This window comes from Solibacillus sp. FSL R7-0668, from assembly GCF_038006205.1.
Taxonomy (GTDB): Bacteria; Bacillota; Bacilli; order Bacillales_A; family Planococcaceae; genus Solibacillus.
Map to the genome: position 1 here is coordinate 99808 of NZ_JBBOUU010000001.1, position 26907 is coordinate 126714.

Sequence of the window (26907 nt, forward strand, 5' to 3'; positions counted from 1 at the left end):
AGGAGGAGACGGCGGTGGGAAAACGAAATAGTCAAGATGAGCTACATAATAATGTTCAACCACTTGATAATGATTATGTCCGTTCAAATCCAAACGCTAAAAAAGCAAAACAAAGGGCGAAAAAAGCTGTATTACTTCGCCGAAGACTGGCTATCTTTTCAATCATTGCAATTGCTTCAATTGTAGGTTTAATTCAATTTTCAAGTATGCAGAGTGAGCGACTTGCTGAAAAGCAAATCAAAAAAGCAGAAGTAGATGCACAATTAGAAGAAGCATTGTCCAAACAAGAAATGTTAAATTTACAAATATCAAAATTAGAAGATGATGAATATATCGCGAAGCTAGCACGAAAGGAATTTTTCCTTTCTGAGGAAGGCGAGATTATCTTTACCATTCCAAAAACAGTAGATAAAGAAGATGAAAAAACAGATTCAGATAAAAAGGACGAATAATGACACGAAAGTAACAGAGAATCACAAAAAACTTTGTCATTTATTACCTTTTGGAAGAGTGTCTTGTTGACACTCTTTTTATGTTAGCTATAATTAGAAGAGAAGCTATTAAACAAAAGTTTCATTATTAATTGATAAACGACTTTTATTAGAGGTCTCTTAAAATTTAAGGAGGAGCATTTTTTTTATGTCAATTGAAGTAGGCAGCAAAGTACAAGGTAAGGTAACAGGCATCACAAATTTCGGTGCATTCGTTGAGCTTCCAGATGGAAAAACAGGTTTAGTTCACATTAGTGAAGTAGCAGACAACTATGTAAAGGATATTAACGAACACCTTAAAGTCGGCGATGAAGTCGAAGTGAAAGTGATGAATGTTGAAGCGGATGGTAAGATTGGTCTTTCAATTCGTAAAGCAAAGCCTCAAGCTGAGCGACCAGAGCGCCCAGAGCGTTCACAACGTCCTCGTCGTGATAACAATCGTTCAAATGATCGCAACGATCGTCAACCAAAAGAAAACTTTGAGCAAAAAATGGCGCGCTTCTTAAAAGATAGCGATGAACGCTTAACTACATTAAAACGTGCAACTGAATCAAAACGTGGTGGACGAGGAGCTCGCAGAGGATAATTTTGCTGGCTATTTGAAACTTAGAAAAAGTGTCATATAGATGAAAAAGCTGATTTACACAGAGGCAACTCGATGTGAATCAGCTTTTTGTTTATGTTTCTAAATAAATTAACGCTTTTGCTTAGGTGCAGATTTATCCGCATTTTCGGCATTATGTTTAATGAGAACGCGAATTAATGTGATGAAACAAAAAATCCCACCAACTAAGCCAACTGCAATCATAATAATTTGAAAAGGCAGTGGTAAATTCGTTAATACAACACCACCAACGACAAGCAACATACTAATACCACATAAAAAAGCTAAATATGTAAAATTTTGTACCAAAATAAACGCCTCCCTCCTTACTATTATAAGGTGAAATCGCTAATTATTTCTATTAAATGACAAAAAAAGAGCCAACTCTTTTCGAAAAAGAGCTAACTCCTTATGATGACCCGTACGGGATTCGAACCCGTGTTACCGCCGTGAAAGGGCGGTGTCTTAACCGCTTGACCAACGGGCCAAAAAAATGGTGGCGGCAGAGGGAGTCGAACCCACGACCTTTCGGGTATGAACCGAGTGCTCTAGCCAACTGAGCTACACCGCCAATTTAACAACAAAATTAATAATACAAGGCGGCGTTGAAAGTGTCAACACTATTTTTGGAATTTGATTAAGAATCATCAATATCTTCTCTTTTTAAGATGGTTAAGTGTTAAGATATTACATTTTTCACGGTTACGTAGTAAATCGTCGAACGTTTTTTTGATGAGGCTACTATAAAAAGACAAAATTTTAATCGTATCTTTTCTATAATAGCGACAAAAAGAAAAGGTGAGTAGCATGGTTACAATTAATCGTCAGCAAGAAGAAAAGATATTTCCTAGCCTAAAACTCGATGAATTGAACAATAAAAAGCAGCTCTTTGCAGTCAGTCTTCTATTTATTGCCTTTTGTTTTGCACAAGCTGTATTTTTTGGCACAATTGCACCACTATTTTTACCTCTTTGGCTCGTACTGCGAGAAAAGCTCCCGACTAATCAAAAATATGTATTAATCGGTGGACTATTAGGAACATTTTTATTAGGGTTTGGTCAAGGGATGCTAGTGCTCCTACAATTGCTATGGCTAGAGGCATTACACCGTTTCCCTTATTTAAAAATATCCATTTATGCACAGCTATTATCAGCTGTATTGATTGTGCAGATGCTTTGGCAAATCGCCCTCAATGGTGGATTACCAACCGTTTTAGTTACGGTTTCGATTGTTTATGAAAGCATGTTTGCCCTGATGATATTATTTTTTTTAAATCAGCTTGTCCCGCTAGCTGGTGCGCGTAGTGAGGAATGGACAAAGCATAAAATGGTTGCAGCGGTATTTATTTTAGCGAGCTTGATTGTTGGGATGAAGGAGCTTGTCGTATTATATTTTTCACTCCCACAAATTATGCTCCAATTATTGATTTGCGTTGTGGCGTTTACATCGACAATGGGCGCGACGGTTATTTTGACGTTAGCCCTTGGTTTTTTAATAGGTTTAGCGGATCTATCCTTTACTGGGATGATGATTTTGTATGCCTGTAGTGGGCTAGTAGCGAGCTTTGTTCAACTTTATGGGCGCGTCCTAGTCGCGATTTTCAGCATGCTTCCAAGTGTATTTTTCTTTTTTTATGATGCGACAATGCCACTAGATAGCGTGTATTTTATATCAAGTTTAACAGGCGCCATTTTATTTTTGCTTGTGCCGAAAAGCTTTTTGCAGGAATGCAAAGATTACTACACACAACAATCAGCACCCGTTGTTCGAATTCATCGTAATGAAATGGTGGAGCAGCAATTACAGCAGTTTCAACATTTTGCGTTCTTTATGAAAGAACTTGTATTTGAACGATTTACAAAAGATGTAGCAGCGACAACAAATCAGCCTACGCAGAGTGATCCGTTTTTAATTTGCTCGAGCTGTTTTCGCCGAGCGCAATGCTTCGGTGGCGAGCAAGAGATGGTTCCGATTATTGAAAATTGGCGTTTAGCAAGACGTAGCTCGAAGCCTGTGACATGGCTGCGGGCAGAAGAGCAACTGAAAAGTAAATGCATCAAATCCGGAAAATTACTAGAGGAGCTTCAAGCAGCGCTACAAAAGGAGCAAATGGAGCGTCAATTTTATCACGGTAAAAAGATGATTGCCCTTCAATTACGCGATTTAACGGAGCACTTACAGCAATTACTACAGCATCAGCAAAAAGAGCTGGATGCGCCGGAAACCTCGAATCAGCTACAGCAGTTTTTAATAGAGCAAGGTTTAAAATGCCTCCACATCGAGTGGCAAAACAATGAAGTCGGTGAGCGTGAAGTCAATTTTTATTTGGGGGATGAAGGGGATGTGCAAGGTATAATACAGGTGCTTGAACAGCATTTGTTTGAATGGCTTCATGAACCAATGCAAGGCGAGCTCATCAGTGAACAGCGACATCCAATTTTTTATCGTCAGCTCAAGTTTCGTTCAGCAATTCGCTATCAATTGGAGTATGATGTATATACGTATTCCTATCAAGATCATGCCATTTCGGGGGACTCCTACCGTGTTTTCCCATTGCATAAAGGGTTAACAGCAATGATGCTTTCAGATGGGATGGGTAGAAATCAGGCAGCACAAGAAGAAAGTGAGCGATTAATTCAAACGCTACAGCAGTGCTTGGCCTATAATCTAGACCCAGAAACAGCGATGCATACAATGCACTATGTGTTATCGCTTAAAAATGATTCGGATATGTATGCTACGATGGATTTTGCGCTCGTTGATTTACAATTCGGGAACTTATGGTGCTGGAAAGCGGGCGGCATGACGACATATGTGCTGCGTGGTGACGAATTATTTAAAGTAGAAAGTACCTGTGCGCCAATTGGATTTTTACCGGACTTTGCAGTGGATACAGAAATGGTGAAATTGCGTGCGGAAGATATTATATTAATGGTATCAGATGGCTTATTTACGGCGTCTGAACAATGGGATGTACAGGAAAAGCGATTTATAGCGGCAATTCGTGAAAGCCTAGCACAGGGAGCCTCGATTCAAGTAGCGTTATTTGATTGTATGACACATTATAAGCAAAAGTACGAAATAACCGATGATTGCACAGTCATGCTGTTTCGTTTACAGCATGTAGCGAAGCCGTGGCATGTTTTTCGACCGACCGATGATTTCCGTTTAAATTGATTCGGCGGATGTGCCCTGTTTTTAGGCGGATTTTTGGAGTGAGATTAAGAGTTCCTGGGGCAACGGCGTAATTGAAAGTGAGGTAAATTTGATGCATAGTTTAGAGCATCGAGTATTAGCATATATGAAAGAGCATCAGCTCGTACAGCCAGGTGATAAATTATTGATAGCTTGTTCGGGAGGCGTTGATTCAATGGCGCTTCTCTCTTTTTTTCAACGTTTTCGCCATTATTTTCAGGTGGAAATCGCGGCTGCGCATGTGGATCATATGCTGCGCGGAGACGTTTCGGCACAAGACCGTTTATTTGTCGAGCAGTATTGTCGGGATTTTGAAATACCCGTCTATAGCTGTGCCATTCCCATTGCCGATATTTATGAACAAGAGGGGGGCAACACACAAGCAATTTGTCGTCGAGAACGCTACCGATTTTTTGAGCAGCTTATGCAAGAGTTAGGCTTTACGAAACTTGTCACAGCACATCATGCAGATGACCAATTAGAGTCGATGCTCATGGCGTTGACAAAGGCAAGCTCATTAAATGGCTTAAAGGGAATTTTACCCATTCGTTCATTTGCACAACAATTTGTTATTCGTCCATTTTTAGCGGTTACAAAAGCACAAATAGGGGAATATTTACATAACGAGGGACTTACGTATCGAGAAGATGCGAGCAATGCAAAAGATGTGTATACTCGAAATCGTTTTCGCCATCATATTGTCCCTTTATTCAAGCAGGAAAATGCATCAGTGTCAGAGCATGCTGTTCAGATTTCGCAGCAATTAGTTGAGGATGATTTCTTATTAATGGAACTTGCGCAGGAGCGTTTTTTCCGTCTTTTTGAAAGAATTGATACAAATTGTTATAAAGTGTTGGTTTCTAAGCTACAAAGCGAACCACTTGCTTTACAAAGAAGGTTCATTTTAATACTATTAAATTATCTTTATAACGATTCAAATACGATTCAAAGTTATACCCTTTGTACGACGATTTTAGCGTTATTTGATACATCTGACGGCAGTCGTTCTGTCGATTTACCTGAGAATTTTATTGCACGTCGTCATTACGATGAAGTTGTATTCGAACAAAAGCGAGAAAATACTTCACTTGCACCACAACAACTGACATTTAACAGATGGTATACATTTGGACATATTCGAGTGTTTGTTGGGGAGCTTGCACAATGCGATGAGGCATTTTTACAACAGCATCAGCCAAAATACTTCACGGCTTCTTCAATGGCACTGCCACTCGTTGTAAGAGCTCCTAAAAAAGGAGATCGTCTTGCACTACAAGGCATGCAACAAAAGAAAAAAGTATCACGCCTATTTATTGATGACAAGATTCCTTTTGTAAAAAGAGCTAATTGGCCGTTAGTAGTGGATTCAAATGACGAGCCGGTAGCATTATTAGCTGTACGCGTAAACAATAAATTTTCCAACGTAAAGTCGGCCAAGCATGATTGTGTGCTTGTTGTGGAAAGCGATGAACGTTGTTAGAAAGTTGAAACAATCTAAGGAGGAATCTACCCATGATTCAAAATGATATTGAAAAAATAATGATTTCAGAAGAACAGATCCAAGAGCGTATTAAAGAACTAGGCGCACAATTAACAGAAGAGTACAAAGATAGCTTTCCGTTAGCAGTAGGTGTATTAAAAGGGGCCATGCCTTTCATGACCGATTTAATGAAGCGCTTTGATTCTTATATTGAGTTAGACTTTATGGATGTCACTTCATATGGGAATGCAACCGTTTCTTCTGGTGAAGTAAAGATTTTAAAAGACTTAAATACAAGTGTTGAAGGCCGCGATGTAATGATTATCGAGGATATTATTGATAGTGGTTTAACATTAAGCTATTTAGTTGATCTATTTAAGTACCGTAAAGCAAAATCAATTAAAATCGTAACATTATTAGATAAGCCATCTGGTCGTAAAGTAAATTTAGAAGCAGATGTTGTTGGTTTCCAAGTACCAGACGGATTTGTAGTAGGCTACGGTCTAGATTACGCAGAAAAATATCGTAACTTACCATACATCGGGATTTTAAAACGCGAAGTATATTCATTTTAATCAATTGGGCAAATTGGGAGGCAAAATTGATAATTGAGCGGATTTTGTCATAATTCGCATGAACATTTAAAATGTTAGGTGCTTTTCGTTGTATGAATTTTTCAACGTATGTTAAGATTTTACTTATAGTTTTTCTGTAATGTTGTGAGGAGGCTGGGGATGAATCGAATATTTCGATACACCATATTTTATTTACTAATATTTCTCGTGATTATCGGGATTTTTGGAACATTTAATAGTGGTAAAAAGACAACTGAAAACCTAGATTATCATGCATTTTTCGAGGCATTAGAGGATGAGAAGGTAGAAAAAATCTCTATACAGCCTGAACGAGGCGTGTATAAAATCGTAGGTGAAATGAAGGGCGCAAAAGATGGTGAAACATTTACAGTAAACATTCTGCAAAATGACCAAACTTCTGTAGATCGCATCAACCAAATTCAAGAGGGTAAATACCCGGATGTTAAGGTACAAGAAGCGGCCCAAACAAGTGGATTCGTAACTTTCCTTACGAGCATCATTCCATTTGTCATTATTATTATTCTGTTCTTCTTCTTATTAAGCCAATCGCAAGGCGGCGGTAATAAGGTGATGAACTTCGGTAAATCAAAAGCTAAGCTATTTGATGACTCGAAGAAAAAGGTGCGCTTCAACGATGTAGCGGGTGCTGATGAAGAAAAGCAAGAGCTTGTTGAAGTAGTCGATTTCTTAAAAGATCACCGCAAATTTACAGATATCGGTGCACGTATTCCTAAAGGGATTCTACTTGTAGGTCCTCCAGGTACGGGTAAAACATTACTTGCACGTGCGGTAGCTGGTGAAGCGGGCGTACCATTCTTCTCGATTTCAGGTTCTGACTTCGTAGAAATGTTCGTCGGTGTCGGTGCGTCGCGTGTTCGTGATTTATTCGAAAACGCGAAGAAAAATGCGCCATGTATCATTTTCATCGATGAAATTGATGCAGTAGGTCGTCAACGTGGTGCTGGTCTTGGTGGTGGTCACGATGAGCGTGAACAAACATTAAACCAATTACTAGTTGAAATGGATGGTTTCGGTGCAAACGAAGGGATTATTATTATCGCTGCAACAAACCGCCCAGATATTCTAGATAAGGCGTTATTACGTCCTGGTCGTTTTGACCGTCAAATTACGGTTGGACACCCTGATGTAAAAGGCCGTGAAGCAATCCTTAAAGTACATGCGCGTAACAAGCCTTTATCAGAAGGTGTTGATTTAGGTGCAGTTGCACAACGTACACCGGGATTCTCAGGTGCCGATTTAGAAAACTTATTAAACGAAGCAGCTCTAGTCGCAGCTCGTAAAAACAAAAAATCAATTAACATGGCAGATATCGACGAAGCGTCTGACCGCGTCATCGCAGGTCCAGCAAAGGCGAGTCGTGTTTATTCTCCAAAAGAGAAAAAGCTTGTGGCCTTCCACGAAGCAGGTCACGTTGTTGTTGGTTTAGAATTAGACGAAGCCGATACAGTTCACAAAGTAACAATCGTACCACGTGGTCAAGCGGGTGGTTACGCGATTATGTTACCGAAAGAAGAGCGCTTCTTTACGACAAAGCAAGAGTTACTTGACCGTATCGCTGGTTTATTAGGCGGACGTGTTGCGGAAGAAATCGTACTTGGCGAAGTTTCGACAGGTGCCCATAATGACTTCCAAAAAGTAACGAGCATTGCACGTGCAATGGTAACAGAGTATGGAATGAGCAGTAATTTAGGAGCGGTTCAATACGGCTCAAACCAAGGCGGTAACCCGTTCTTAGGTCGTGATTTTGGCTCAGATCAAAACTACTCAGATACAATTGCTTACGAAATCGATAAAGAAGTACAACGTATCGTTGACGAGCAATATGCACGTACAAAACGCATCCTAACTGAAAATCGCGATTTACTCGATTTAATTGCGAACACGTTAATGACAAAAGAAACATTAAATGCGCAAGAAATCGAACATTTACGTGATCACGGGACACTTCCAGCTGTGGAAGTTGATGCAGAGCCGGTATCTCTTGAAAAAGAAAAAGAAGCAACACCGACAGTTGAAACTGCTGGCAACGCTTCAATCAATACAGAGGTTACAGGTGAAGCAAAGTCACCAACAGTAGAGGATTTACCAAAAGACACTTCATTAGAGCGCCCACAAGGCATTGATGAAGATCGACCAAAACAATAATGCATGAACGCGCGAGCTCCTTGAATTAATCAAGGGGCTCGTTTTTAATTCTTGCAAAAGCAAATGTGTTGCATTCTAATCATTTTCTTTTATAATTGACTAGTCAACAGTTGATTGGTCTTATATAGAAATCGTACAGAGCTGTTATAAAAGGTGAAGAAGGGAGTTCCTGAAGCGAAAATGGAGCAACTGAAACAAATTATTTTGTTAATGAAGACGATTGATCGGCAAGTTACGAAGCAATTTGAACAACAAACAGACATTAGTATGACGCGCTATGAGCTTTTGTTTACGCTCATCAACAAAGGAACCGTCTCTCAGCAAATTTTAAAGCAAGCCCTGCAAATCGACCAAGCAGCGATTACTCGGCATTTAAAACTGTTAGAAGATGAGCAACTTGTTGAACGCAAGCGTAACGAAAAAAATAATCGTGAAGTACTTGTCAGCATAACGGAGGCAGGACGCAGCCAATTGATGTGCTGTCAAAAAGAGAAAAATCATTATTTGGAACAACTAGCCTCTAATTTTTCACAACAAGAATTAGAGCTATTTAATAATTTTCTTATGCGCCTACAGCATAATAGTGATCAATACGAAAGATAAGAGGAAATATTCATGACATCAACATTCCAAACAGCTAAACAACTTATGTACGCAAGAAAATCTGTCCGTAAATATAAAGAGGGCGTAATGATTCCACAAGAAGTGCTGCACCAACTAATTGAAGATGCGATTTCAGCACCCTCATCGAGCAATATGCAACCTTGGCGCTTTCTCGTGATTCAAGATCAAGATGTAAAAAACGAACTATTGCCCATTGCAAATAACCAGCAACAAGTCGCAACATGTTCGGCATTGATTGCGGTGCTAGGAGATTTAGAAATGTATGAGCGCTCGGAGGAAATTTATCAAGCAAATGTAGATTTAGGTGTGATGCCACAGGAAGTTGCGGATATGATGATTGCCAATTCTCGCAAGCTCTATAGCTCATTACCACAGGATGTATTAAAAAGCATTGTTTCGTTTGATGCAGGGCTTGTCTCGATGCAATTCATGCTGTTAGCTAAAGAAATGGGCTATGATACAGTAACGATGGGTGGCTTTAATAAAGTACAGTTTGCACAATACTTTAATTTACCAGCCAACGAAATTCCACTTGTATTAATCGCTTTAGGTGAAGCAGCAATCCCTGCACACGACACATCACGCATTACAGCAGAAAAAATTACGCGCTTTATTTAACGGAAGTGCATTGGTGACTATAAGAGAAGCGTTCAACTATGATATCATTTTTGCATAGAATACTTTAAAAGTAGGTGACGAATATGATATTAGTAATGGATGCAGGGAATTCCAACATTATTTTAGGGGTTTATGAACAAGATCAGCTTCGTTACCATTGGCGTATGGAGACCGACCCGCGCAAAACAGAAGATGAATATGCCATGCAAATAAAGGCATTTTTTACACATGAGGGTTTAGCATTTGAACAAATGACGGGGATTATTATATCATCAGTAGTGCCCCCAATTATGTTTGCACTAGAAGCGATGTGTCGTAAGTATTTTCATATTGCACCACTTGTCGTAGGACCGGGTGTAAAAACAGGGTTAAACATTAAGTATGAAAACCCACGTGAAGTCGGCGCAGATCGTATCGTCAACGCAGTGTCGGCACTTGCTCAATATGGAGGGAAGCCACTAATTGTCGTAGATTTTGGCACGGCAATTACGTATTGTTATTTAAATGAGCAAGGTACGTATATGGGGGGAGCCATTGCACCGGGGATTGCGATTTCTACGGAAGCATTATATGCACGTGCATCGAAGTTACCCCGCATCGAAATTACAAAAACCGAGCAAGTCGTTGGCAAAAATACGGTAGCGGCGATGCAGGCGGGTATTTTTTATGGATTTATTGGGCAAGTAGAAGGTATCGTGAATCGCATGAAAGCCCAAAGTAAAGGGGAACCACTTGTTGTTGCAACAGGTGGGCTGGCAAAATTGATTGCACAAGAAACGCAAGCGATTGATATTGTAGATCCGTTTTTAACGTTAAAGGGCTTGCATATTATATATAAAAGAAATCAGTAGAAAAGAGGAATATCAACATGAAAGACTACTTAGTAAGAGCGATTGCATTTGAAGGACAAGTTCGTGCATTCGCAACGAACACAACGGAAACGGTAGGCGAAGCACAGCGCCGTCATAATACATGGCCAGTCGTTTCGGCAGCATTAGGTCGTTCCATGACGGCAGCTGTCATGATGGGGGCAATGTTAAAAGGTGATGATAAAATCACGGTTAAAATCGAAGGGAACGGTCCAATCGGTCCAATGGTAATCGATGCAGATGCAAAGGGAGATGTGCGTGGTTTCGTCACAAACCCACAGGTACACTTTGATTTAAATGAACACGGTAAATTAGATGTACGTGCGGGAGTAGGTACTGAAGGCGCATTAACCGTTGTAAAAGATTTAGGAATGCGTGATATGTTCTCTGGTCAAACACCGATTGTTTCTGGAGAGATTGCAGAAGACTTCACTTATTACTTCGCATCATCTGAACAAGTGCCGTCATCTGTAGGTCTAGGTGTTTTAGTAAATCCAGACAATACCATTTTAGCAGCAGGTGGCTTCATCGTGCAATTGATGCCAGGATGTGAGGAAGAAACAATTGCTGAAATTGAAAAATGTTTAACTTCCGTTGAACCCGTTTCAAAAATGATCGAAAAAGGCTATTCACCAGAGCAAATTTTAACTGCCGTATTAGGTGAAGGCAATGTGCAAATTCTTTCAACATTACCTGTTCAATTTCAATGCCAATGTTCAAAAGAGCGTTTCGGTGCAGCGATTATCGGTTTAGGTGTTCAAGAAATTCAAGAAATGATTGATGAAGATGGTGGAGCAGAGGCGCAATGTCACTTCTGTTTAGAGAAATATCACTTCGATCAACAAGAGCTTGAAGGCTTTATCGATGAAATCCAATCGTAATTTACATCAAACACCAGAAAATATACCGTATACGCAACGACGCTTAAAAACGAAACCAACATTATTACTGTTACTTGTATTATTTATCGGAAATATATTATGGTTTGTGCTTTGGTTACTCCCAAATGATGACTCGTCATCAGAAAACGACGGTAGCGAGCCGATCGCTACTGTCGACGGAGAAGCCATTACGAACCAACAATGGCTTGCTGCGATGGAAAGTCGCTATGGGAAAGAAACCCTTCGTCATTTAGTCAATGAGGCAGTGATGGAAAAAGCGGCAGAAAAATATAAAATTAAAGTGAGCGATGAAGAAATCGATTTAGAGATTGCTTTGTTACGTTCGGCACAAGATGCAAACGATACGACTTTACATAGTTTATCAACGGAACAATTGCGCCAAAAAGTGCGGGCACAGTTAATTTTAGATAAAGTCCTAACAAATGATGTTGTGGTAGAAGACGATGAAGCAGAGAGCTATTATGAAGAAAATCAATCGTTCTATAATGTACCGACAACCTATCGAACGAGCCTTATTGTTGTAAATTCCAAGGAAGATGCTGAGCGCGTTGAAAAGGAATTAAAAAATGGCTCGGAGTTTGATGTTTTAGCACGTGAACATTCGGTGGATGCTGCATCGGCGAGCTTGGGTGGCGATATTGGCTTTGTATCGTCTGAGCAAGCCTCAATCGACACGGCCATTTTTACTGTAGTTCAAAAATTAAAAGAACAAGAAGCATCCAAACCATTTGTGCTCCGTGATGGTCGCTATGCGATTGCAATGGTTTCGGAAGTTATGGAGGGGCATTCATTCTCTTACGGTGAAGTGGCGGAACAAGTGAAACGTCAATTAGCGCTAGAACAACTGCCACCTTCCATTACACCAGAGGCTTTCTGGGCGGAATTTGATGCACAATGGATATATGGAGAAAAGAAAAAATAATGATTCAATACGGCATGCCTAATACAAGGGTGTGTCGTTTTTTTTATAGGATATAAAAAATTTTCAAATAATTTGTGCAAATAATTGACAACTTTTCACGAGACTGATAAGATAAAAAATAAGTAAAACCTATTAACTTAGTAGGGATTGAGAGGGGAAAAATAATGAGTAAATTAGCAAACTCTGTGGCTGAATTAGTTGGTCGCACACCAATCGTAAAGTTAAACAATGCAACAGGTGAAAATGATGGGAACGTATACGTAAAATTAGAATACTTCAACCCGGGTTCATCAGTAAAAGACCGTCTAGCTTTAGCCATGATTGAAGCGGCTGAAAAAGACGGCTCATTAAAAGCAGGTGGTACAATTATCGAGCCGACTTCAGGTAACACAGGTATCGGTCTGGCGATGATTGCTGCAGCAAAAGGCTACAAAGCCATTTTAGTAATGCCAGAGACAATGTCAATCGAGCGTCGTAACTTATTGCGCGCATATGGTGCAGATTTAGTATTGACACCTGGTCCAGAGGGTATGAAAGGTGCGATTGCAAAAGCGGAAGAATTATCAGCTTCTGAAGGCTATTTCTTACCACAACAATTTAAAAACGAAGCAAACGCAGAAATTCACCGTTTAACAACAGGTCCAGAAATTGCAGAAGCCTTTGAAGCAGAAGGTTTACAGGTTGATGCATTTATCGCTGGTGTTGGTACGGGTGGTACAATTACAGGTGCTGGGGAAGTATTAAAAGAAAAATTCCCAGAAATCGAAATTATCGCGGTAGAGCCAAAAGATTCTCCAGTCCTTTCTGGTGGTAATCCGGGTCCACATAAAATTCAAGGGATCGGTGCAGGTTTCGTACCAGATGTATTAAATACAGAAGTATACACATCCGTATTCCCAGTAGAAAATGAAGTAGCATTCGAACACGCACGTAAAGTAGCGCGTGAAGAAGGTATTTTAGCGGGTATTTCTTCAGGTGCAGCAATTTACGCAGCAATCGAAACAGCTAAGCGTTTAGGCAAAGGCAAAAACGTAGTAGCAATTATCCCATCAAATGGTGAGCGTTACTTATCAACACCTTTATACCAATTCGAAGACTAATCATTCGTTCACGCAAAGCCATTCTAGTAAGGAAGCACTTACTAGGGTGGCTTTTTTAGTGGATAATAAAGTTAAAGTTATTCAAGGTAATTGATATAAGGAACGTCCATAAAGCGAGCTATTTTGTGTTTTTTTGTTTTTCTACTGACGAAAGCCGTATTTCCCTAGCAATTCTCTGTATTTTCAAGTTTAATTAAAGCAAATAGATAAAAGAAGGTGGACATAATATGCAGCAACTTGCAACGCACGTCTTTCCAATGACGAAAGATGATTTTTTTTATAGCTTTAAACAACAGACCAAGGATGTAAAACAACGCATATTTTTAGAAAGCGGGCGCGGTGGTCATTATACAATTGCTGCATGGGGCCCATTTGCAACGGCGCAATCAATCGAAAACAGCTTACAAATTACGTGGGAAAATGGCGAAACCGAAGTAAGGCAAGGAGAGGCATTGGCGCAGCTTGAACAATTTATAAAGCAATATGAAATCAAAGCGAATGAACAACTTCCAGATTTTCAAGGTGGGGCGATTGGCTTTATTTCGTATGATTATGCGCGTACGATTGAAGTGTTTGAATCGGCAACCATCGATGATTTACAGGTGCCTGACATTTATTTTTACTTATTTGACCATTGGGCAGTACATAATGTCGCAACAGATGAAGTGACACTGATGAAATTTACAACGAGCGAATTGGATTTACAGCAATGGCAACAGCAGTGGGAACAAGGGGCTACTACAGGGATTGCCCTGCGTCATTTCAATCAAGAAGCAGCAACCAATGTCGTACAAGATGAAAGCGAACTACAAGTATCGTTTGCTGGCGCGGATTTTGAAAAAGCGATAAGAAAAATCCAAAAATATATCGGGCAAGGGGATGTATTTCAGGTGAACTTGTCGGTACGTCAGGCAAAGAAATTATCGGCAGCACCTATTACGATGTATGAGGCGGTGCGTTCGTTTAATCCATCACCGTATATGGCCTATATCGAAAGTACGCATTTTGCGGTAGTTAGTGGTTCACCAGAATTACTCGTAAAGAAAAAGGGGACTGAATTATCCACACGTCCGATTGCGGGGACACGTCCGCGTGGGGCCTCTGCAGCGGAAGATTTGGCATTAGCCAATGAGTTAATTGAGCATGAAAAGGAAAGAGCAGAACATGTCATGCTTGTCGACTTAGAGCGCAATGACCTAGGTCGAGTGAGCGCATACGGCACAGTGGAAGTAAATGAATTCATGGTGATTGAGTATTATTCACATGTGATGCATATCGTATCCAACGTACGCGGACAAGTAGCGCCAGATAAATCAAATGCCGATGTGATTCGTGCTATGTTCCCAGGTGGCACAATTACTGGAGCACCGAAAATTCGAACGATGGAAATTATCGAGGAGCTGGAGCCTGTGCGCCGTGGTCTTTATACAGGTTCGATTGGGTGGATTGGCTATACGGGGGATCTAGAATTAAATATCGTGATTCGTACAGCCTATATTCAAGAGGGCATAGCGTATATTCAAGCGGGCGCGGGCATTGTCATTGATTCGATTCCGGCAAATGAATACGTGGAATCCATGAATAAGGCAAAGGCAATGTGGCAAGCAAAGGCGATGGCAGAAGAGGTGAGCAAATGATTTTAATGATTGATAACTACGACTCGTTTACGTACAATTTAGTGCAATATTTTGGGGAGTTCGGCTATGAATTAGTCGTAAAGCGAAATGATGCCATTACGATTGAAGAGATTGAGCGATTACAGCCAAAAATGATCGTTATTTCACCGGGGCCATGCACACCAAATGAAGCGGGCCAAAGCCTAAAGATTATCGAATACTTTGCTGGTAAAATTCCAATTTTAGGTGTGTGCTTGGGGCATCAAGCGATTGCGCAAGTATTTGGTGGTGATGTTGTCCGTGCCAAGCGATTAATGCATGGTAAAACGTCACCGGTGCATCATAAAGAAGTTGGTCTACATGCAAACAATAACAACCCATTTTTAGCGACGAGGTATCATTCCCTTATAGTAGAGCCAACAACCTTACCAGAATGTTTAGAAGTCACAGCCTGGACGGAAGAGGGCGAAATTATGGGGCTGCGTCATAAGGAATTTGCGATTGAAGGGGTACAATATCACCCAGAGTCCATTATGACAGAGGATGGGAAGCTGCTTTTAAAAACATTTATTGAAAACTATTGCTAGGGGGATTGCTATGCTTTGTTGGATGAATGGGGAGTTTATTGAAGAACAGGATTTACGTATTTCACCGTTTGACCATGGCTTTTTATATGGACTAGGCTTTTTTGAAACCTTTCGTACCTATAAGGGGAAGGCGGTATTTTTACCGAATCATTTTGGACGCTTGCTAGAGGCGTTAAAGGAATATCGTATTCATTTTCCTTATACGATAAAGGACTTAGAGGAAATCATCGAACAATTGAATGCGCAAGACGGAAATGAAGGCTATTTTCGTTTAAATGTTTCTGCAGGAGCACATGCGATTGGATTAGCGCCTTCAGAATATTTAGAGCCGACTGTTATTCTATTTCGTAAGGAGCTACCACAAGTAAAGCGTGGTACAGAGAAAGAAGCGGTTTGGTTAAAAACGCCCCGCAATTCTCCGGAACAGAATCAGCGCTACAAAAGCCACCATTATGGAAATAATGTACGTGCGCGCCTGGAGTTGCCTAACTTGGCGAAGCAGGAGGGCTTTTTTACCGATGTACAGGGTGTTGTAGCGGAAGGGATTACGTCAAATATTTTTTGGATAAAAGATGATATACTGTATACGCCTTCTACCGAAATCGGCATTTTACCTGGTATTACACGAGCGCTCGTCATGGATGTAGCAGAGATAATCGGAATTCCTGTAAGAGAAGGTCGCTTTTTGAAGTGGGAGCTAGAGCAGGCGGATGAGTGCTTTATTACGACAGCTGTACAGGAACTTGTGCCCATTTCACATATCGGTAAGGTTCATTTTGCTGGTAGTGAGGGACGCATTTATCAACAGTTGCATAATGGCTATATTGAAAAAATTGTGACGAGCTTAGGAGAATACAATGCTAGAAAATTATAAAACGTTAACGCTAAACCAGATTGAATTAGATTTTCACCGAGAAACTTTCGTCATGGGGATTCTCAATGTGACACCAGATTCGTTTTCGGATGGTGGTCAGTTTAATTCGATTGAAAAGGCTGTCGCACAAGCGAAAAAAATGGTTGCTGATGGCGCCAAAATAATTGATGTAGGTGGCGAATCAACGCGTCCAGGTTATACACGCATTTCGGATGAAGAAGAAATTGCACGTGTCGTTCCGGTAATTGAAGCGCTAGTGAAGGAAGTGCCAGCCATTATTTCAATTGATACGTATAAATCCAATGTAGCACGCGCGGCGATTCATGCGGGTGCACATATGATTAATGATATTTGGGGGGCAAAGGCTGACCCACAAATGGCGCAAGTGGCTGCAGAGTTACAGGTACCGATTATATTAATGCATAACCGTAAGGACGATGTGTATAGCCATTATTTCACAGATTTTTTACGCGATATAAAGGAAAGTATTGAAATCGTGCAATCCGCAGGTGTCCCAGCTGAGCATATTATACTGGATCCAGGTATTGGTTTTGTCAAAAACTTAGCGCAAAGCATTGAAACGATGCAGCGTTTAGATGAACTGGTGGCACTAGGCTATCCAGTCCTGCTTGCCACGTCTCGTAAACGACTAATCGGTGCAGTGCTTGACTTGCCGGTGACTGAGCGTGTTGAAGGAACAGCGGCAACTTGTGCGTTTGGTGTACAAAAGGGCTGCCATCTGATGCGCGTGCATGACGTAAAGGAAATTGCGCGTACAGTCAAAATGATGGACGCATTAGTAGGGAAATTCGAAGTACAAGGTGAATTAGCACCAAGACATTAAGGAGTTTGTGATGGATTATATTCATTTAAAAGACATGCAGTTTTTTGGTTATCATGGGGTATTACCTGAGGAAAACGTATTAGGTCAGCGTTTTCGTGCCAATGTATCACTAGCGGTAGATATGAAACGTGCCGGAGAGACAGATGAGCTAAATGATACGGTTAGCTATGTGGGTGTGTATGATATTTGTAAAGAAATAATCGAAGGGAAGCCTTATAAATTAATCGAGGCGGTTGCGGAAACGATTGCAACACGTATTTTAGCGCAGTATGAGGGGCAAGTATATGGTTGCCGTGTGGAAGTTATTAAGCCGGACCCACCCATTCCGGGCCACTATAAGGAAGTCGCTGTTGAAATTACGCGGGGGCAATTCGTATGAAGGTAGCGTATTTATCGATTGGCACAAATATCGGTGAGCGCGAGCAAAATTTGCAAGATGCCGTGCGCATGTTATTGGCGCATGAGTCAATAACTGTAACGGCGGTGTCATCGATTTATGAAACAGCAGCAGTAGGCTTTACAGAGCAGGCTGATTTTTTAAATATTGCGTTAAGCTTAAAAACCTCACTAAGTGCGCAGGCGTTATTACTGGTGTGTCAACAAATTGAAAATGACCTCGGTCGCGTGCGTGAATTCCGATGGGGTCCTCGCATTATTGATTTGGACATTCTATTGTACAATAACGAAACATACAACACAGATACATTGATTGTCCCACACCCACGCATGTATGAACGTGCTTTCGTGCTGGTACCATTAAAAGAGATTATGGTACAAAAATGTGATATGCTTAAAGATGTGCAAAATGCATATCAGGCATTCGATATAGAGAAAGAGGGCGTCAAACTGTGGAAGATGATTACTACGGTCGACGAATTCGTGCCTTCCGAAAACTAAAGCGAATTCAGCAAACCGGATTAGCAAAACGTATTGGTATATCTGTAACGATTTTAGGGCGGATTGAGCGAGGGGAAAAGCAACCTTCACAAGCGCAACTTCAATCCATTGCAGATGTATTCGACATAGATATTCAAGAATTAAAAGGGAACTAACCTTAATGGAGGGACAAATGTTGTCAACTATCGAACAAAAGCCGTTCCAAATTGGCGACATCGTCATGGATAACCGCGTTGTACTTGCCCCGATGGCGGGTGTGTGTAACTCGGCTTTCCGTTTAACCGTCAAGGAATTTGGTGCTGGTTTAGTATACGCAGAAATGATTAGTGATAAAGCATTAAATATTCGCAATCAAAAAACGATGGACATGCTTTATATCGACGCGCGTGAAAATCCAATGACACTTCAAATTTTCGGCGGCGACAAAGAAAATTTAGTGGAAGCGGCCAAGTATGTAGATAAACATACAACAGCAGACATTATCGATATTAATATGGGCTGCCCCGTCAACAAAATCATCAAATGTGAGGCAGGCGCCAAGTGGTTACTTGATCCGAACAAAATTTATGAGATGGTATCAGCAGTAGTGGATGCAGTAGACAAGCCGGTATCCGTAAAAATGCGTATCGGCTGGGATGACGAGCATGTTTTCGCTGTAGAGAACGCACTTGCTGCTGAACGCGCGGGTGTATCGGCGATTGCAATGCATGGTCGTACACGTGTGCAAATGTATGAGGGTAAAGCCAATTGGGATGTACTTGCAGAAGTGAAAAAGCATATTTCAGTACCATTTATTGGTAACGGTGACGTAGAAACGCCTCAAGATGCCAAGCGCATGCTAGATCATACAGGAGCAGATGCTGTCATGATTGGTCGCGCGGCATTAGGAAATCCGTGGATGATGTATCAAACGGTGCGTTATTTAGAAACGGGTGAGCTATTACCAGAGCCATCTCTTCGTGAAAAGATGGACGTTTGCCTCTTACACTTTGAACGTTTAAAAACGTTAAAGGGTGAAAAGGTAGCTGTGCTAGAAATGCGGAGTCATGCTTCATGGTATTTGAAAGGTCTTCGCGGCAACGGCAAAATTCGTAATGCTATCAATACAGCGGTAACAGAAGCAGATTTACGTACCGTTATTAACGGCGTAGTAGCGGAATATGAGGCAAATGGTAGGCTATTAGAAGAAGTATAAATTATGAAAGGCATCTATTTTAAATAGATGTCTTTTATTGTATAGCAGCAATCTTTTCACAGAATTATTAAACATTTCAAATTAATTCGAAACAGATGAATCGACAAACAAAATACTGTACAATAGAAACATTATGGACTATTGTGCCAAAATTGAGCGCAAAAATAATAAGGAGTGAAACACGTGTCAAATATCGAAGAATTAAACGACCAACTTTTGGTGAGACGCCAAAAGATGACGGATATTCAAGAAAACGGTATGGACCCATTCGGTAGCCGTTTTGAACGCACACATTTATCGAACGAAGTCATTGCAGAAAACGAGCAATACGACAAAGAATACTTACATGACAACCCACGCGAAGTTGTAATCGCGGGTCGTATCATGACAAAGCGCGGAAAAGGGAAAGCTGGTTTTGCCCACATTCAAGATTTAGGCGGTCAAATTCAAATTTACGTGCGTAAAGATGCAATCGGTGAAGAAGCATATGAATTATTCAACAAAGCTGATCTTGGTGATATCGTTGGGGTAAAAGGGAATGTATTCCGTACACAAGTTGGCGAATTATCAGTAAAAGCTACTGAATTCACATTCTTAACAAAGGCATTACGCCCATTACCAGATAAATTCCACGGGTTAACAGACGTAGAACAACGCTACCGTCAACGTTATGTGGACTTAATGACAAACGATGAATCAAAAGCAACATTCATCTTACGTTCAAAAATTATCCGTGCAATCCGCAACTACTTAGATAACAACGGTTACTTAGAAGTAGAAACACCAATGCTACACACAATTGCTGGTGGTGCTGCAGCGCGTCCGTTTATTACGCACCATAATGCATTAGATATGGAATTATATATGCGTATTGCAATCGAGCTACACTTAAAACGTTTAATCGTTGGTGGCTTAGAAAAAGTATATGAAATTGGCCGTGTATTCCGTAACGAAGGTATTTCAACACGTCACAACCCAGAGTTCACAATGATTGAATTATATGAAGCGTATGCTGACTATAACGATATTATGGACTTAACAGAAGGCTTAATCGCACATGTGGCACAGGAAGTACTAGGTTCTACTTCTGTACAATACGGTGAAGATACAATTGAATTAGGTGTAGGCTGGAAACGTGTACACATGGTTGATGCAGTTAAAGAAGCAACAGGTGTAGACTTCTGGGTACCAATGACTGTAGAAGAAGCACGTAAGCACGCCGCTGACCACGGTGTAGAAATTAAAGACGCTCACGAAGTAGGACATATTATTAATGAATTCTTCGAGCAAAAAATTGAAGAAACATTAGTACAACCTACATTTGTAACAGGTCACCCAGTGGAAATCTCTCCGTTAGCGAAGAAGAACCCAGAAGACCCACGCTTCACAGATCGTTTCGAATTATTCATCGTTCGTCGTGAGCATGCAAATGCATTCACAGAATTAAATGATCCAATCGATCAACGTGAACGTTTTGAAGCGCAAATGGCTGAAAAAGCTGCCGGTAACGATGAAGCACATGAAATGGATAATGATTTCATTGAAGCATTAGAGTACGGTATGCCTCCAACAGGTGGTTTAGGAATCGGTATTGACCGTTTAGTTATGTTATTAACAAACGCACCGTCAATCCGTGATGTGTTATTATTCCCAACAATGAGACATACAGCAAAGTAAAATAAAAAACTAAGCAGGCGAGCCAATAAAAAGGTTTGCCTGTTTTTTTGAAGAGATTTTGATAAGTTGCTGATGGGTTAATAAGTGAATAATAAATAAAAATCAAAATTAATTAATATTTTTCTAGAAAAACTATTGCATTATAATTTAATAAGTGATAAATTATTACTTGTCGTTAAAACGAAACGATGATATCATAAAAAACTTTACTTACCATAACAGAAATGTTAAGGTATTAAAGTTACTGATTTTAAACTACATATCGAAAACTTTATGAAAAAAGTTGTTGACATGGAGATTTAGAAGTGATAAGATATAAAAGTTGTCACAAACGACAACGACATGAACCTTGAAAACTGAACAAGCAACGTTAATGAATATAGCTTCTTAAATGAAGCAAAAATGATTTCTAACCTAATAGTTAGAATCGCTAGCAAAGCAAATGAGCTTTCAAACTACTTTTATGGAGAGTTTGATCCTGGCTCAGGACGAACGCTGGCGGCGTGCCTAATACATGCAAGTCGAGCGAATGAATAGAGAAGCTTGCTTCTCTATGATTTAGCGGCGGACGGGTGAGTAACACGTGGGTAACCTGCCCTATAGACTGGGATAACTTCGGGAAACCGGAGCTAATACCGGATAATACTTTGAACCACATGGTTTAAAGTTGAAAGATGGTTTTGCTATCACTATAGGATGGACCCGCGGCGCATTAGCTAGTTGGTGAGGTAACGGCTCACCAAGGCAACGATGCGTAGCCGACCTGAGAGGGTGATCGGCCACACTGGGACTGAGACACGGCCCAGACTCCTACGGGAGGCAGCAGTAGGGAATCTTCCACAATGGACGAAAGTCTGATGGAGCAACGCCGCGTGAGTGAAGAAGGATTTCGGTTCGTAAAACTCTGTTGCAAGGGAAGAACAAGTAGCGTAGTAACTGGCGCTACCTTGACGGTACCTTGTTAGAAAGCCACGGCTAACTACGTGCCAGCAGCCGCGGTAATACGTAGGTGGCAAGCGTTGTCCGGAATTATTGGGCGTAAAGCGCGCGCAGGTGGTTCCTTAAGTCTGATGTGAAAGCCCCCGGCTCAACCGGGGAGGGTCATTGGAAACTGGGGAACTTGAGTGCAGAAGAGGATAGTGGAATTCCAAGTGTAGCGGTGAAATGCGTAGAGATTTGGAGGAACACCAGTGGCGAAGGCGACTGTCTGGTCTGTAACTGACACTGAGGCGCGAAAGCGTGGGGAGCAAACAGGATTAGATACCCTGGTAGTCCACGCCGTAAACGATGAGTGCTAAGTGTTGGGGGGTTTCCGCCCCTCAGTGCTGCAGCTAACGCATTAAGCACTCCGCCTGGGGAGTACGGTCGCAAGACTGAAACTCAAAGGAATTGACGGGGGCCCGCACAAGCGGTGGAGCATGTGGTTTAATTCGAAGCAACGCGAAGAACCTTACCAGGTCTTGACATCCCATTGACCACTGTAGAGATACAGTTTTCCCTTCGGGGACAACGGTGACAGGTGGTGCATGGTTGTCGTCAGCTCGTGTCGTGAGATGTTGGGTTAAGTCCCGCAACGAGCGCAACCCTTGTTCTTAGTTGCCATCATTTAGTTGGGCACTCTAAGGAGACTGCCGGTGATAAACCGGAGGAAGGTGGGGATGACGTCAAATCATCATGCCCCTTATGACCTGGGCTACACACGTGCTACAATGGACGGTACAAACGGTTGCCAACCCGCGAGGGGGAGCTAATCCGATAAAACCGTTCTCAGTTCGGATTGTAGGCTGCAACTCGCCTACATGAAGCCGGAATCGCTAGTAATCGCGGATCAGCATGCCGCGGTGAATACGTTCCCGGGCCTTGTACACACCGCCCGTCACACCACGAGAGTTTGTAACACCCGAAGTCGGTGAGGTAACCTTTTGGAGCCAGCCGCCGAAGGTGGGATAGATGATTGGGGTGAAGTCGTAACAAGGTAGCCGTATCGGAAGGTGCGGCTGGATCACCTCCTTTCTAAGGATATATTCGGAAACCTTCTCTTGGAGAAGGGGCTCATTAACGTTTGCTGTTCAGTTTTGAAGGTTCATTCTTAGTTGAATGAAATACTTCAAAACTTTGTTCTTTGAAAACTGGATAAAACGACATTGATAAGTAATAAACAAACATAGATCAAGAAATTGATCGTGCAATATCCTTAAAATCTTACTTTTTAAGTAAGTTTAACTTTTGGTTAAGTTAATAAGGGCGCACGGTGGATGCCTTGGCACTAGGAGTCGATGAAGGACGGCACTAACACCGATATGCCTCGGGGAGCTGTAAGTAAGCTTTGATCCGGGGATTTCCGAATGGGGGAACCCACTATCTTTAATCGGATAGTATCTACACGTGAATACATAGCGTGATGAGGACAGACGCAGGGAACTGAAACATCTAAGTACCTGCAGGAACAGAAAGAAAATTCGATTCCCTGAGTAGCGGCGAGCGAAACGGGAAGAGCCCAAACCAAAGAGCTTGCTCTTTGGGGTTGTAGGACACTCTATACGGAGTTACAAAAGAATGATTTAGGCGAAGCGACTTGGAAAGGTCCGCAAGAGAAGGTAACAGCCCTGTAGCCAAAAAGTCATTCCCTCCAGAGTGGATCCTGAGTACGGCGGAACACGTGAAATTCCGTCGGAATCCGGGAGGACCATCTCCCAAGGCTAAATACTACCTAGTGACCGATAGTGAACCAGTACCGTGAGGGAAAGGTGAAAAGCACCCCGGAAGGGGAGTGAAATAGAACCTGAAACCGTGTGCCTACAAGTAGTTAGAGCCCGTTAATGGGTGATAGCGTGCCTTTTGTAGAATGAACCGGCGAGTTACGATTACGTGCGAGGTTAAGTTGAGAAGACGGAGCCGCAGCGAAAGCGAGTCTGAATAGGGCGAATTAGTATGTAGTCGTAGACCCGAAACCAGGTGATCTACCCATGTCCAGGATGAAGGTGAGGTAACACTTACTGGAGGTCCGAACCCACGTACGTTGAAAAGTGCGGGGATGAGGTGTGGGTAGCGGAGAAATTCCAATCGAACTTGGAGATAGCTGGTTCTCTCCGAAATAGCTTTAGGGCTAGCCTCGTGATGAAGAATACCGGAGGTAGAGCACTGTTTGGACTAGGGGGGCATCTCGCTTTACCGAATTCAGACAAACTCCGAATGCCGGATATTTATACACGGGAGTCAGACTGCGAGTGATAAGATCCGTAGTCAAGAGGGAAACAGCCCAGACCACCAGCTAAGGTCCCAAAGTAATCGTTAAGTGGAAAAGGATGTGGCGTTGCTTAGACAACCAGGATGTTGGCTTAGAAGCAGCCATCATTTAAAGAGTGCGTAATAGCTCACTGGTCGAGTGACGCTGCGCCGAAAATGTATCGGGGCTAAACGATTCACCGAAGCTGTGGATGCATACCGTTGGTATGCGTGGTAGGAGAGCGTTCTAAGGGCGTTGAAGTCAGACCGGAAGGACTGGTGGAGCGCTTAGAAGTGAGAATGCCGGTATGAGTAGCGAAACATGGGTGAGAATCCCATGCACCGTATGACTAAGGTTTCCTGAGGAAGGCTCGTCCGCTCAGGGTTAGTCGGGACCTAAGCCGAGGCCGATAGGCGTAGGCGATGGACAACAGGTTGATATTCCTGTACTACCTCCCCACCGTTTGAGAAATGGGGGGACGCAGTAGGGTAGGGTAAGCAGAGCGTTGGTTGTCTCTGTTCAAGCAGTAAGGTGTGTGCGTAGGCAAATCCGCGTACTGTAACATTGAGCTGTGATGACGACTCCGTATGGAGGAAGTTCCTGATCTCACACTGCCAAGAAAAGCCTCTATCGAGGTGGGAGGTACCCGTACCGCAAACCGACACAGGTAGTCGAGGAGAGAATCCTAAGGTGTGCGAGAGAACTCTCGTTAAGGAACTCGGCAAAATGACCCCGTAACTTCGGGAGAAGGGGTGCTCTTGAGCGTGCAAGCGCACGAGAGCCGCAGTGAATAGGCCCAGGCGACTGTTTAGCAAAAACACAGGTCTCTGCAAAACCGTAAGGTGACGTATAGGGGCTGACGCCTGCCCGGTGCTGGAAGGTTAAGAGGAGTGGTTAGCGCAAGCGAAGCTGCGAATTGAAGCCCCAGTAAACGGCGGCCGTAACTATAACGGTCCTAAGGTAGCGAAATTCCTTGTCGGGTAAGTTCCGACCCGCACGAAAGGCGTAACGATCTGGGCACTGTCTCAACGAGAGACTCGGTGAAATTATAGTACCTGTGAAGATGCAGGTTACCCGCGACAGGACGGAAAGACCCCGTGGAGCTTTACTGTAGCTTGATATTGAATTTTGGTACAACTTGTACAGGATAGGTAGGAGCCAGAGATCTCGGAGCGCCAGCTTCGAAGGAGGCGTCGGTGGGATACTACCCTGGTTGTATTGAACTTCTAACCCATGCCCCTTAGCGGGGTAGGAGACAGTGTCAGGCGGACAGTTTGACTGGGGCGGTCGCCTCCTAAAAGGTAACGGAGGCGCCCAAAGGTTCCCTCAGAATGGTTGGAAATCATTCGCAGAGTGTAAAGGCATAAGGGAGCTTGACTGCGAGACCTACAAGTCGAGCAGGGTCGAAAGACGGGCTTAGTGATCCGGTGGTTCCGCATGGAAGGGCCATCGCTCAACGGATAAAAGCTACCCCGGGGATAACAGGCTTATCTCCCCCAAGAGTCCACATCGACGGGGAGGTTTGGCACCTCGATGTCGGCTCATCGCATCCTGGGGCTGTAGTCGGTCCCAAGGGTTGGGCTGTTCGCCCATTAAAGCGGTACGCGAGCTGGGTTCAGAACGTCGTGAGACAGTTCGGTCCCTATCCGTCGTGGGCGTAGGAAATTTGAGAGGAGCTGTCCTTAGTACGAGAGGACCGGGATGGACACACCGCTGGTGTACCAGTTGTCTTGCCAAAGGCATCGCTGGGTAGCTATGTGTGGACGGGATAAGTGCTGAAAGCATCTAAGCATGAAGCCCCCCTCAAGATGAGATTTCCCATTACGCAAGTAAGTAAGACCCCTGAAAGACGATCAGGTAGATAGGTTCGAGGTGGAAGTGTGGCGACACATGTAGCTGACGAATACTAATCGGTCGAGGACTTAACCACATGTTTACGAACATCAATGAAACGTTTATCCAGTTTTGAAAGAATGAAATTTATTAATAATACTTGACATATGAGTTTAGTATGATATAATAAAAAATGTCTTTTAATACATAGTCTAGTGATGATGGCAAAGAGGTCACACCTGTTCCCATACCGAACACAGAAGTTAAGCTCTTTAGCGCCGATGGTAGTTGGGGGTTTCCCCCTGTGAGAGTAGGACATCGCTAGGCTTTATTACCCAGGAGGATTAGCTCAGCTGGGAGAGCACCTGCCTTACAAGCAGGGGGTCGGCGGTTCGAGCCCGTCATCCTCCACCATATCTAAAATGCCGGTGTAGCTCAGTTGGTAGAGCAACTGACTTGTAATCAGTAGGTCGAGGGTTCGACTCCTTTCGCCGGCACCATTTTAGAGAGCCATTAGCTCAGTCGGTAGAGCATCTGACTTTTAATCAGAGGGTCGAAGGTTCGAGTCCTTCATGGCTCACCAGTTTTATA

Annotated in this window: 22 protein-coding genes, 5 tRNA genes and 3 rRNA genes; 27 read left to right on the forward strand and 3 right to left on the reverse strand. The window is 42.4% G+C overall.

What is annotated here, in order from left to right:
• Positions 1-14: 14 nt before the first annotated feature.
• Both MKX47_RS00470 and MKX47_RS00475 read left to right on the forward strand, forming a co-directional pair.
• Positions 15-452 carry an FtsB family cell division protein gene (locus MKX47_RS00470; RefSeq protein WP_340769996.1) on the forward strand — a complete coding sequence of 146 codons (438 nt, stop codon included), beginning with the start codon at positions 15-17 and terminating at the stop codon, positions 450-452.
• Positions 453-639: 187 nt separating this feature from the next.
• The gene (locus tag MKX47_RS00475) at positions 640-1077 is read left to right on the forward strand and encodes a S1 domain-containing RNA-binding protein (RefSeq protein WP_340769998.1); all 438 of its coding nucleotides are present in this window, start codon (positions 640-642) and stop codon (positions 1075-1077) included.
• Between the two features lie 108 nt (positions 1078-1185).
• Here the strand turns inward: MKX47_RS00475 and MKX47_RS00480 are convergent, their stop codons facing one another.
• The 3 genes from MKX47_RS00480 to MKX47_RS00490 all read right to left on the reverse strand — a co-directional run bounded on the left by MKX47_RS00480 (position 1186) and on the right by MKX47_RS00490 (position 1666).
• A complete protein-coding gene (locus MKX47_RS00480; protein WP_340770000.1) occupies positions 1186-1404 on the reverse strand; it encodes a sodium:potassium antiporter in 219 nt (72 codons plus the stop codon).
• Positions 1405-1510: 106 nt separating this feature from the next.
• Positions 1511-1582, reverse strand: a tRNA-Glu gene (locus MKX47_RS00485).
• A 7-nt stretch (positions 1583-1589) separates the two neighbouring features.
• Positions 1590-1666, reverse strand: a tRNA-Met gene (locus MKX47_RS00490).
• Positions 1667-1902: 236 nt separating this feature from the next.
• Between MKX47_RS00490 and MKX47_RS00495 the strand changes: the two genes are divergently transcribed.
• From MKX47_RS00495 to MKX47_RS00615, 25 genes are all read left to right on the forward strand, one after another.
• The gene (locus tag MKX47_RS00495) at positions 1903-4272 is read left to right on the forward strand and encodes a SpoIIE family protein phosphatase (RefSeq protein ID WP_340770002.1); all 2370 of its coding nucleotides are present in this window, start codon (positions 1903-1905) and stop codon (positions 4270-4272) included.
• A 91-nt stretch (positions 4273-4363) separates the two neighbouring features.
• The gene (gene tilS, locus MKX47_RS00500) at positions 4364-5770 is read left to right on the forward strand and encodes a tRNA lysidine(34) synthetase TilS (protein WP_340770003.1); all 1407 of its coding nucleotides are present in this window, start codon (positions 4364-4366) and stop codon (positions 5768-5770) included.
• Between the two features lie 32 nt (positions 5771-5802).
• Positions 5803-6345 carry a hypoxanthine phosphoribosyltransferase gene (gene hpt, locus MKX47_RS00505; RefSeq protein WP_340770005.1) on the forward strand — a complete coding sequence of 181 codons (543 nt, stop codon included), beginning with the start codon at positions 5803-5805 and terminating at the stop codon, positions 6343-6345.
• A 159-nt stretch (positions 6346-6504) separates the two neighbouring features.
• Complete coding sequence (gene ftsH, locus MKX47_RS00510) at positions 6505-8532, forward strand: ATP-dependent zinc metalloprotease FtsH (RefSeq protein ID WP_340770007.1); 2028 nt, start codon at positions 6505-6507, stop codon at positions 8530-8532.
• 153 nt (positions 8533-8685) lie between these two features.
• On the forward strand, positions 8686-9135 hold the full coding sequence (locus MKX47_RS00515; RefSeq protein WP_340770010.1) for a MarR family winged helix-turn-helix transcriptional regulator: 450 nt from the start codon (positions 8686-8688) through the stop codon (positions 9133-9135).
• Between the two features lie 12 nt (positions 9136-9147).
• Positions 9148-9774 (forward strand): nitroreductase family protein, encoded by a 627-nt coding sequence (locus MKX47_RS00520; protein ID WP_340770012.1) that lies wholly within the window; start codon positions 9148-9150, stop codon positions 9772-9774.
• Between the two features lie 83 nt (positions 9775-9857).
• Positions 9858-10625, forward strand: a complete 768-nt coding sequence (locus MKX47_RS00525; protein WP_340770014.1) for a type III pantothenate kinase — start codon at positions 9858-9860, stop codon at positions 10623-10625.
• 17 nt (positions 10626-10642) lie between these two features.
• A complete protein-coding gene (gene hslO, locus MKX47_RS00530; protein ID WP_340770017.1) occupies positions 10643-11524 on the forward strand; it encodes an Hsp33 family molecular chaperone HslO in 882 nt (293 codons plus the stop codon).
• Positions 11508-12467, forward strand: a complete 960-nt coding sequence (locus tag MKX47_RS00535) for a peptidyl-prolyl cis-trans isomerase (protein WP_340770018.1) — start codon at positions 11508-11510, stop codon at positions 12465-12467. The genes hslO and MKX47_RS00535 overlap by 17 nt, the downstream gene beginning before the upstream one ends.
• A gap of 164 nt (positions 12468-12631) precedes the next feature.
• Positions 12632-13567 (forward strand): cysteine synthase A, encoded by a 936-nt coding sequence (gene cysK, locus MKX47_RS00540; RefSeq protein WP_340770020.1) that lies wholly within the window; start codon positions 12632-12634, stop codon positions 13565-13567.
• A 227-nt stretch (positions 13568-13794) separates the two neighbouring features.
• Positions 13795-15204, forward strand: a complete 1410-nt coding sequence (locus MKX47_RS00545) for an anthranilate synthase component I family protein (protein ID WP_340770021.1) — start codon at positions 13795-13797, stop codon at positions 15202-15204.
• Positions 15201-15770: an aminodeoxychorismate/anthranilate synthase component II gene (gene pabA / locus MKX47_RS00550; protein WP_340770023.1), complete on the forward strand. Its 570-nt coding sequence runs from the start codon at positions 15201-15203 to the stop codon at positions 15768-15770. Before MKX47_RS00545 ends, pabA begins: the two co-directional genes overlap by 4 nt.
• A 10-nt stretch (positions 15771-15780) precedes the next feature.
• Positions 15781-16644 carry an aminodeoxychorismate lyase gene (gene pabC / locus MKX47_RS00555; protein WP_340770025.1) on the forward strand — a complete coding sequence of 288 codons (864 nt, stop codon included), beginning with the start codon at positions 15781-15783 and terminating at the stop codon, positions 16642-16644.
• The gene (gene folP / locus MKX47_RS00560) at positions 16628-17488 is read left to right on the forward strand and encodes a dihydropteroate synthase (protein ID WP_340770027.1); all 861 of its coding nucleotides are present in this window, start codon (positions 16628-16630) and stop codon (positions 17486-17488) included. The genes pabC and folP overlap by 17 nt, the downstream gene beginning before the upstream one ends.
• A 10-nt stretch (positions 17489-17498) precedes the next feature.
• Positions 17499-17867: a dihydroneopterin aldolase gene (gene folB, locus MKX47_RS00565; protein WP_340770029.1), complete on the forward strand. Its 369-nt coding sequence runs from the start codon at positions 17499-17501 to the stop codon at positions 17865-17867.
• A complete protein-coding gene (folK, locus tag MKX47_RS00570) occupies positions 17864-18385 on the forward strand; it encodes a 2-amino-4-hydroxy-6-hydroxymethyldihydropteridine diphosphokinase (protein ID WP_340770030.1) in 522 nt (173 codons plus the stop codon). Before folB ends, folK begins: the two co-directional genes overlap by 4 nt.
• Positions 18337-18540: a helix-turn-helix domain-containing protein gene (locus MKX47_RS00575; protein ID WP_340770033.1), complete on the forward strand. Its 204-nt coding sequence runs from the start codon at positions 18337-18339 to the stop codon at positions 18538-18540. Before folK ends, MKX47_RS00575 begins: the two co-directional genes overlap by 49 nt.
• Before the next feature lie 20 nt (positions 18541-18560).
• Positions 18561-19580 carry a tRNA dihydrouridine synthase DusB gene (gene dusB, locus MKX47_RS00580; RefSeq protein ID WP_340770035.1) on the forward strand — a complete coding sequence of 340 codons (1020 nt, stop codon included), beginning with the start codon at positions 18561-18563 and terminating at the stop codon, positions 19578-19580.
• A 174-nt stretch (positions 19581-19754) separates the two neighbouring features.
• On the forward strand, positions 19755-21257 hold the full coding sequence (lysS, locus tag MKX47_RS00585; RefSeq protein WP_340770037.1) for a lysine--tRNA ligase: 1503 nt from the start codon (positions 19755-19757) through the stop codon (positions 21255-21257).
• Between the two features lie 460 nt (positions 21258-21717).
• Positions 21718-23270 (forward strand): 16S ribosomal RNA (locus tag MKX47_RS00590).
• Between the two features lie 215 nt (positions 23271-23485).
• Positions 23486-26413, forward strand: a 23S ribosomal RNA gene (locus tag MKX47_RS00595).
• A 114-nt stretch (positions 26414-26527) separates the two neighbouring features.
• Positions 26528-26643, forward strand: a 5S ribosomal RNA gene (gene rrf / locus MKX47_RS00600).
• Together the 16S, 23S and 5S rRNA genes with 3 tRNA genes alongside form the textbook arrangement of a ribosomal RNA operon.
• 11 nt (positions 26644-26654) lie before the next feature.
• A tRNA-Val gene (locus MKX47_RS00605) sits at positions 26655-26730 on the forward strand.
• Positions 26731-26740: 10 nt separating this feature from the next.
• Positions 26741-26816, forward strand: a tRNA-Thr gene (locus MKX47_RS00610).
• 7 nt (positions 26817-26823) lie between these two features.
• Positions 26824-26899: transfer RNA gene (locus tag MKX47_RS00615), tRNA-Lys, on the forward strand.
• The last annotated feature ends 8 nt before the right edge of the window (positions 26900-26907 follow it).

Bases quoted from the DNA above. Each gene is read 5' to 3' on its own strand.
- folB (WP_340770029.1), top strand. From the start codon at position 17,499: ATGGATTATATTCATTTAAAAGACATGCAGTTTTTTGGTTATCATGGG.
- MKX47_RS00535 (WP_340770018.1), top strand. From the start codon at position 11,508: ATGAAATCCAATCGTAATTTACATCAAACACCAGAAAATATACCGTAT.
- ftsH (WP_340770007.1), top strand. From the start codon at position 6,505: ATGAATCGAATATTTCGATACACCATATTTTATTTACTAATATTTCTC.
- MKX47_RS00495 (WP_340770002.1), top strand. From the start codon at position 1,903: ATGGTTACAATTAATCGTCAGCAAGAAGAAAAGATATTTCCTAGCCTA.
- hslO (WP_340770017.1), top strand. From the start codon at position 10,643: ATGAAAGACTACTTAGTAAGAGCGATTGCATTTGAAGGACAAGTTCGT.
- folK (WP_340770030.1), top strand. From the start codon at position 17,864: ATGAAGGTAGCGTATTTATCGATTGGCACAAATATCGGTGAGCGCGAG.
- MKX47_RS00545 (WP_340770021.1), top strand. From the start codon at position 13,795: ATGCAGCAACTTGCAACGCACGTCTTTCCAATGACGAAAGATGATTTT.
- hpt (WP_340770005.1), top strand. From the start codon at position 5,803: ATGATTCAAAATGATATTGAAAAAATAATGATTTCAGAAGAACAGATC.
- pabA (WP_340770023.1), top strand. From the start codon at position 15,201: ATGATTTTAATGATTGATAACTACGACTCGTTTACGTACAATTTAGTG.
- MKX47_RS00520 (WP_340770012.1), top strand. From the start codon at position 9,148: ATGACATCAACATTCCAAACAGCTAAACAACTTATGTACGCAAGAAAA.
- pabC (WP_340770025.1), top strand. From the start codon at position 15,781: ATGCTTTGTTGGATGAATGGGGAGTTTATTGAAGAACAGGATTTACGT.
- MKX47_RS00525 (WP_340770014.1), top strand. From the start codon at position 9,858: ATGATATTAGTAATGGATGCAGGGAATTCCAACATTATTTTAGGGGTT.
- MKX47_RS00475 (WP_340769998.1), top strand. From the start codon at position 640: ATGTCAATTGAAGTAGGCAGCAAAGTACAAGGTAAGGTAACAGGCATC.
- tilS (WP_340770003.1), top strand. From the start codon at position 4,364: ATGCATAGTTTAGAGCATCGAGTATTAGCATATATGAAAGAGCATCAG.
- cysK (WP_340770020.1), top strand. From the start codon at position 12,632: ATGAGTAAATTAGCAAACTCTGTGGCTGAATTAGTTGGTCGCACACCA.
- folP (WP_340770027.1), top strand. From the start codon at position 16,628: ATGCTAGAAAATTATAAAACGTTAACGCTAAACCAGATTGAATTAGAT.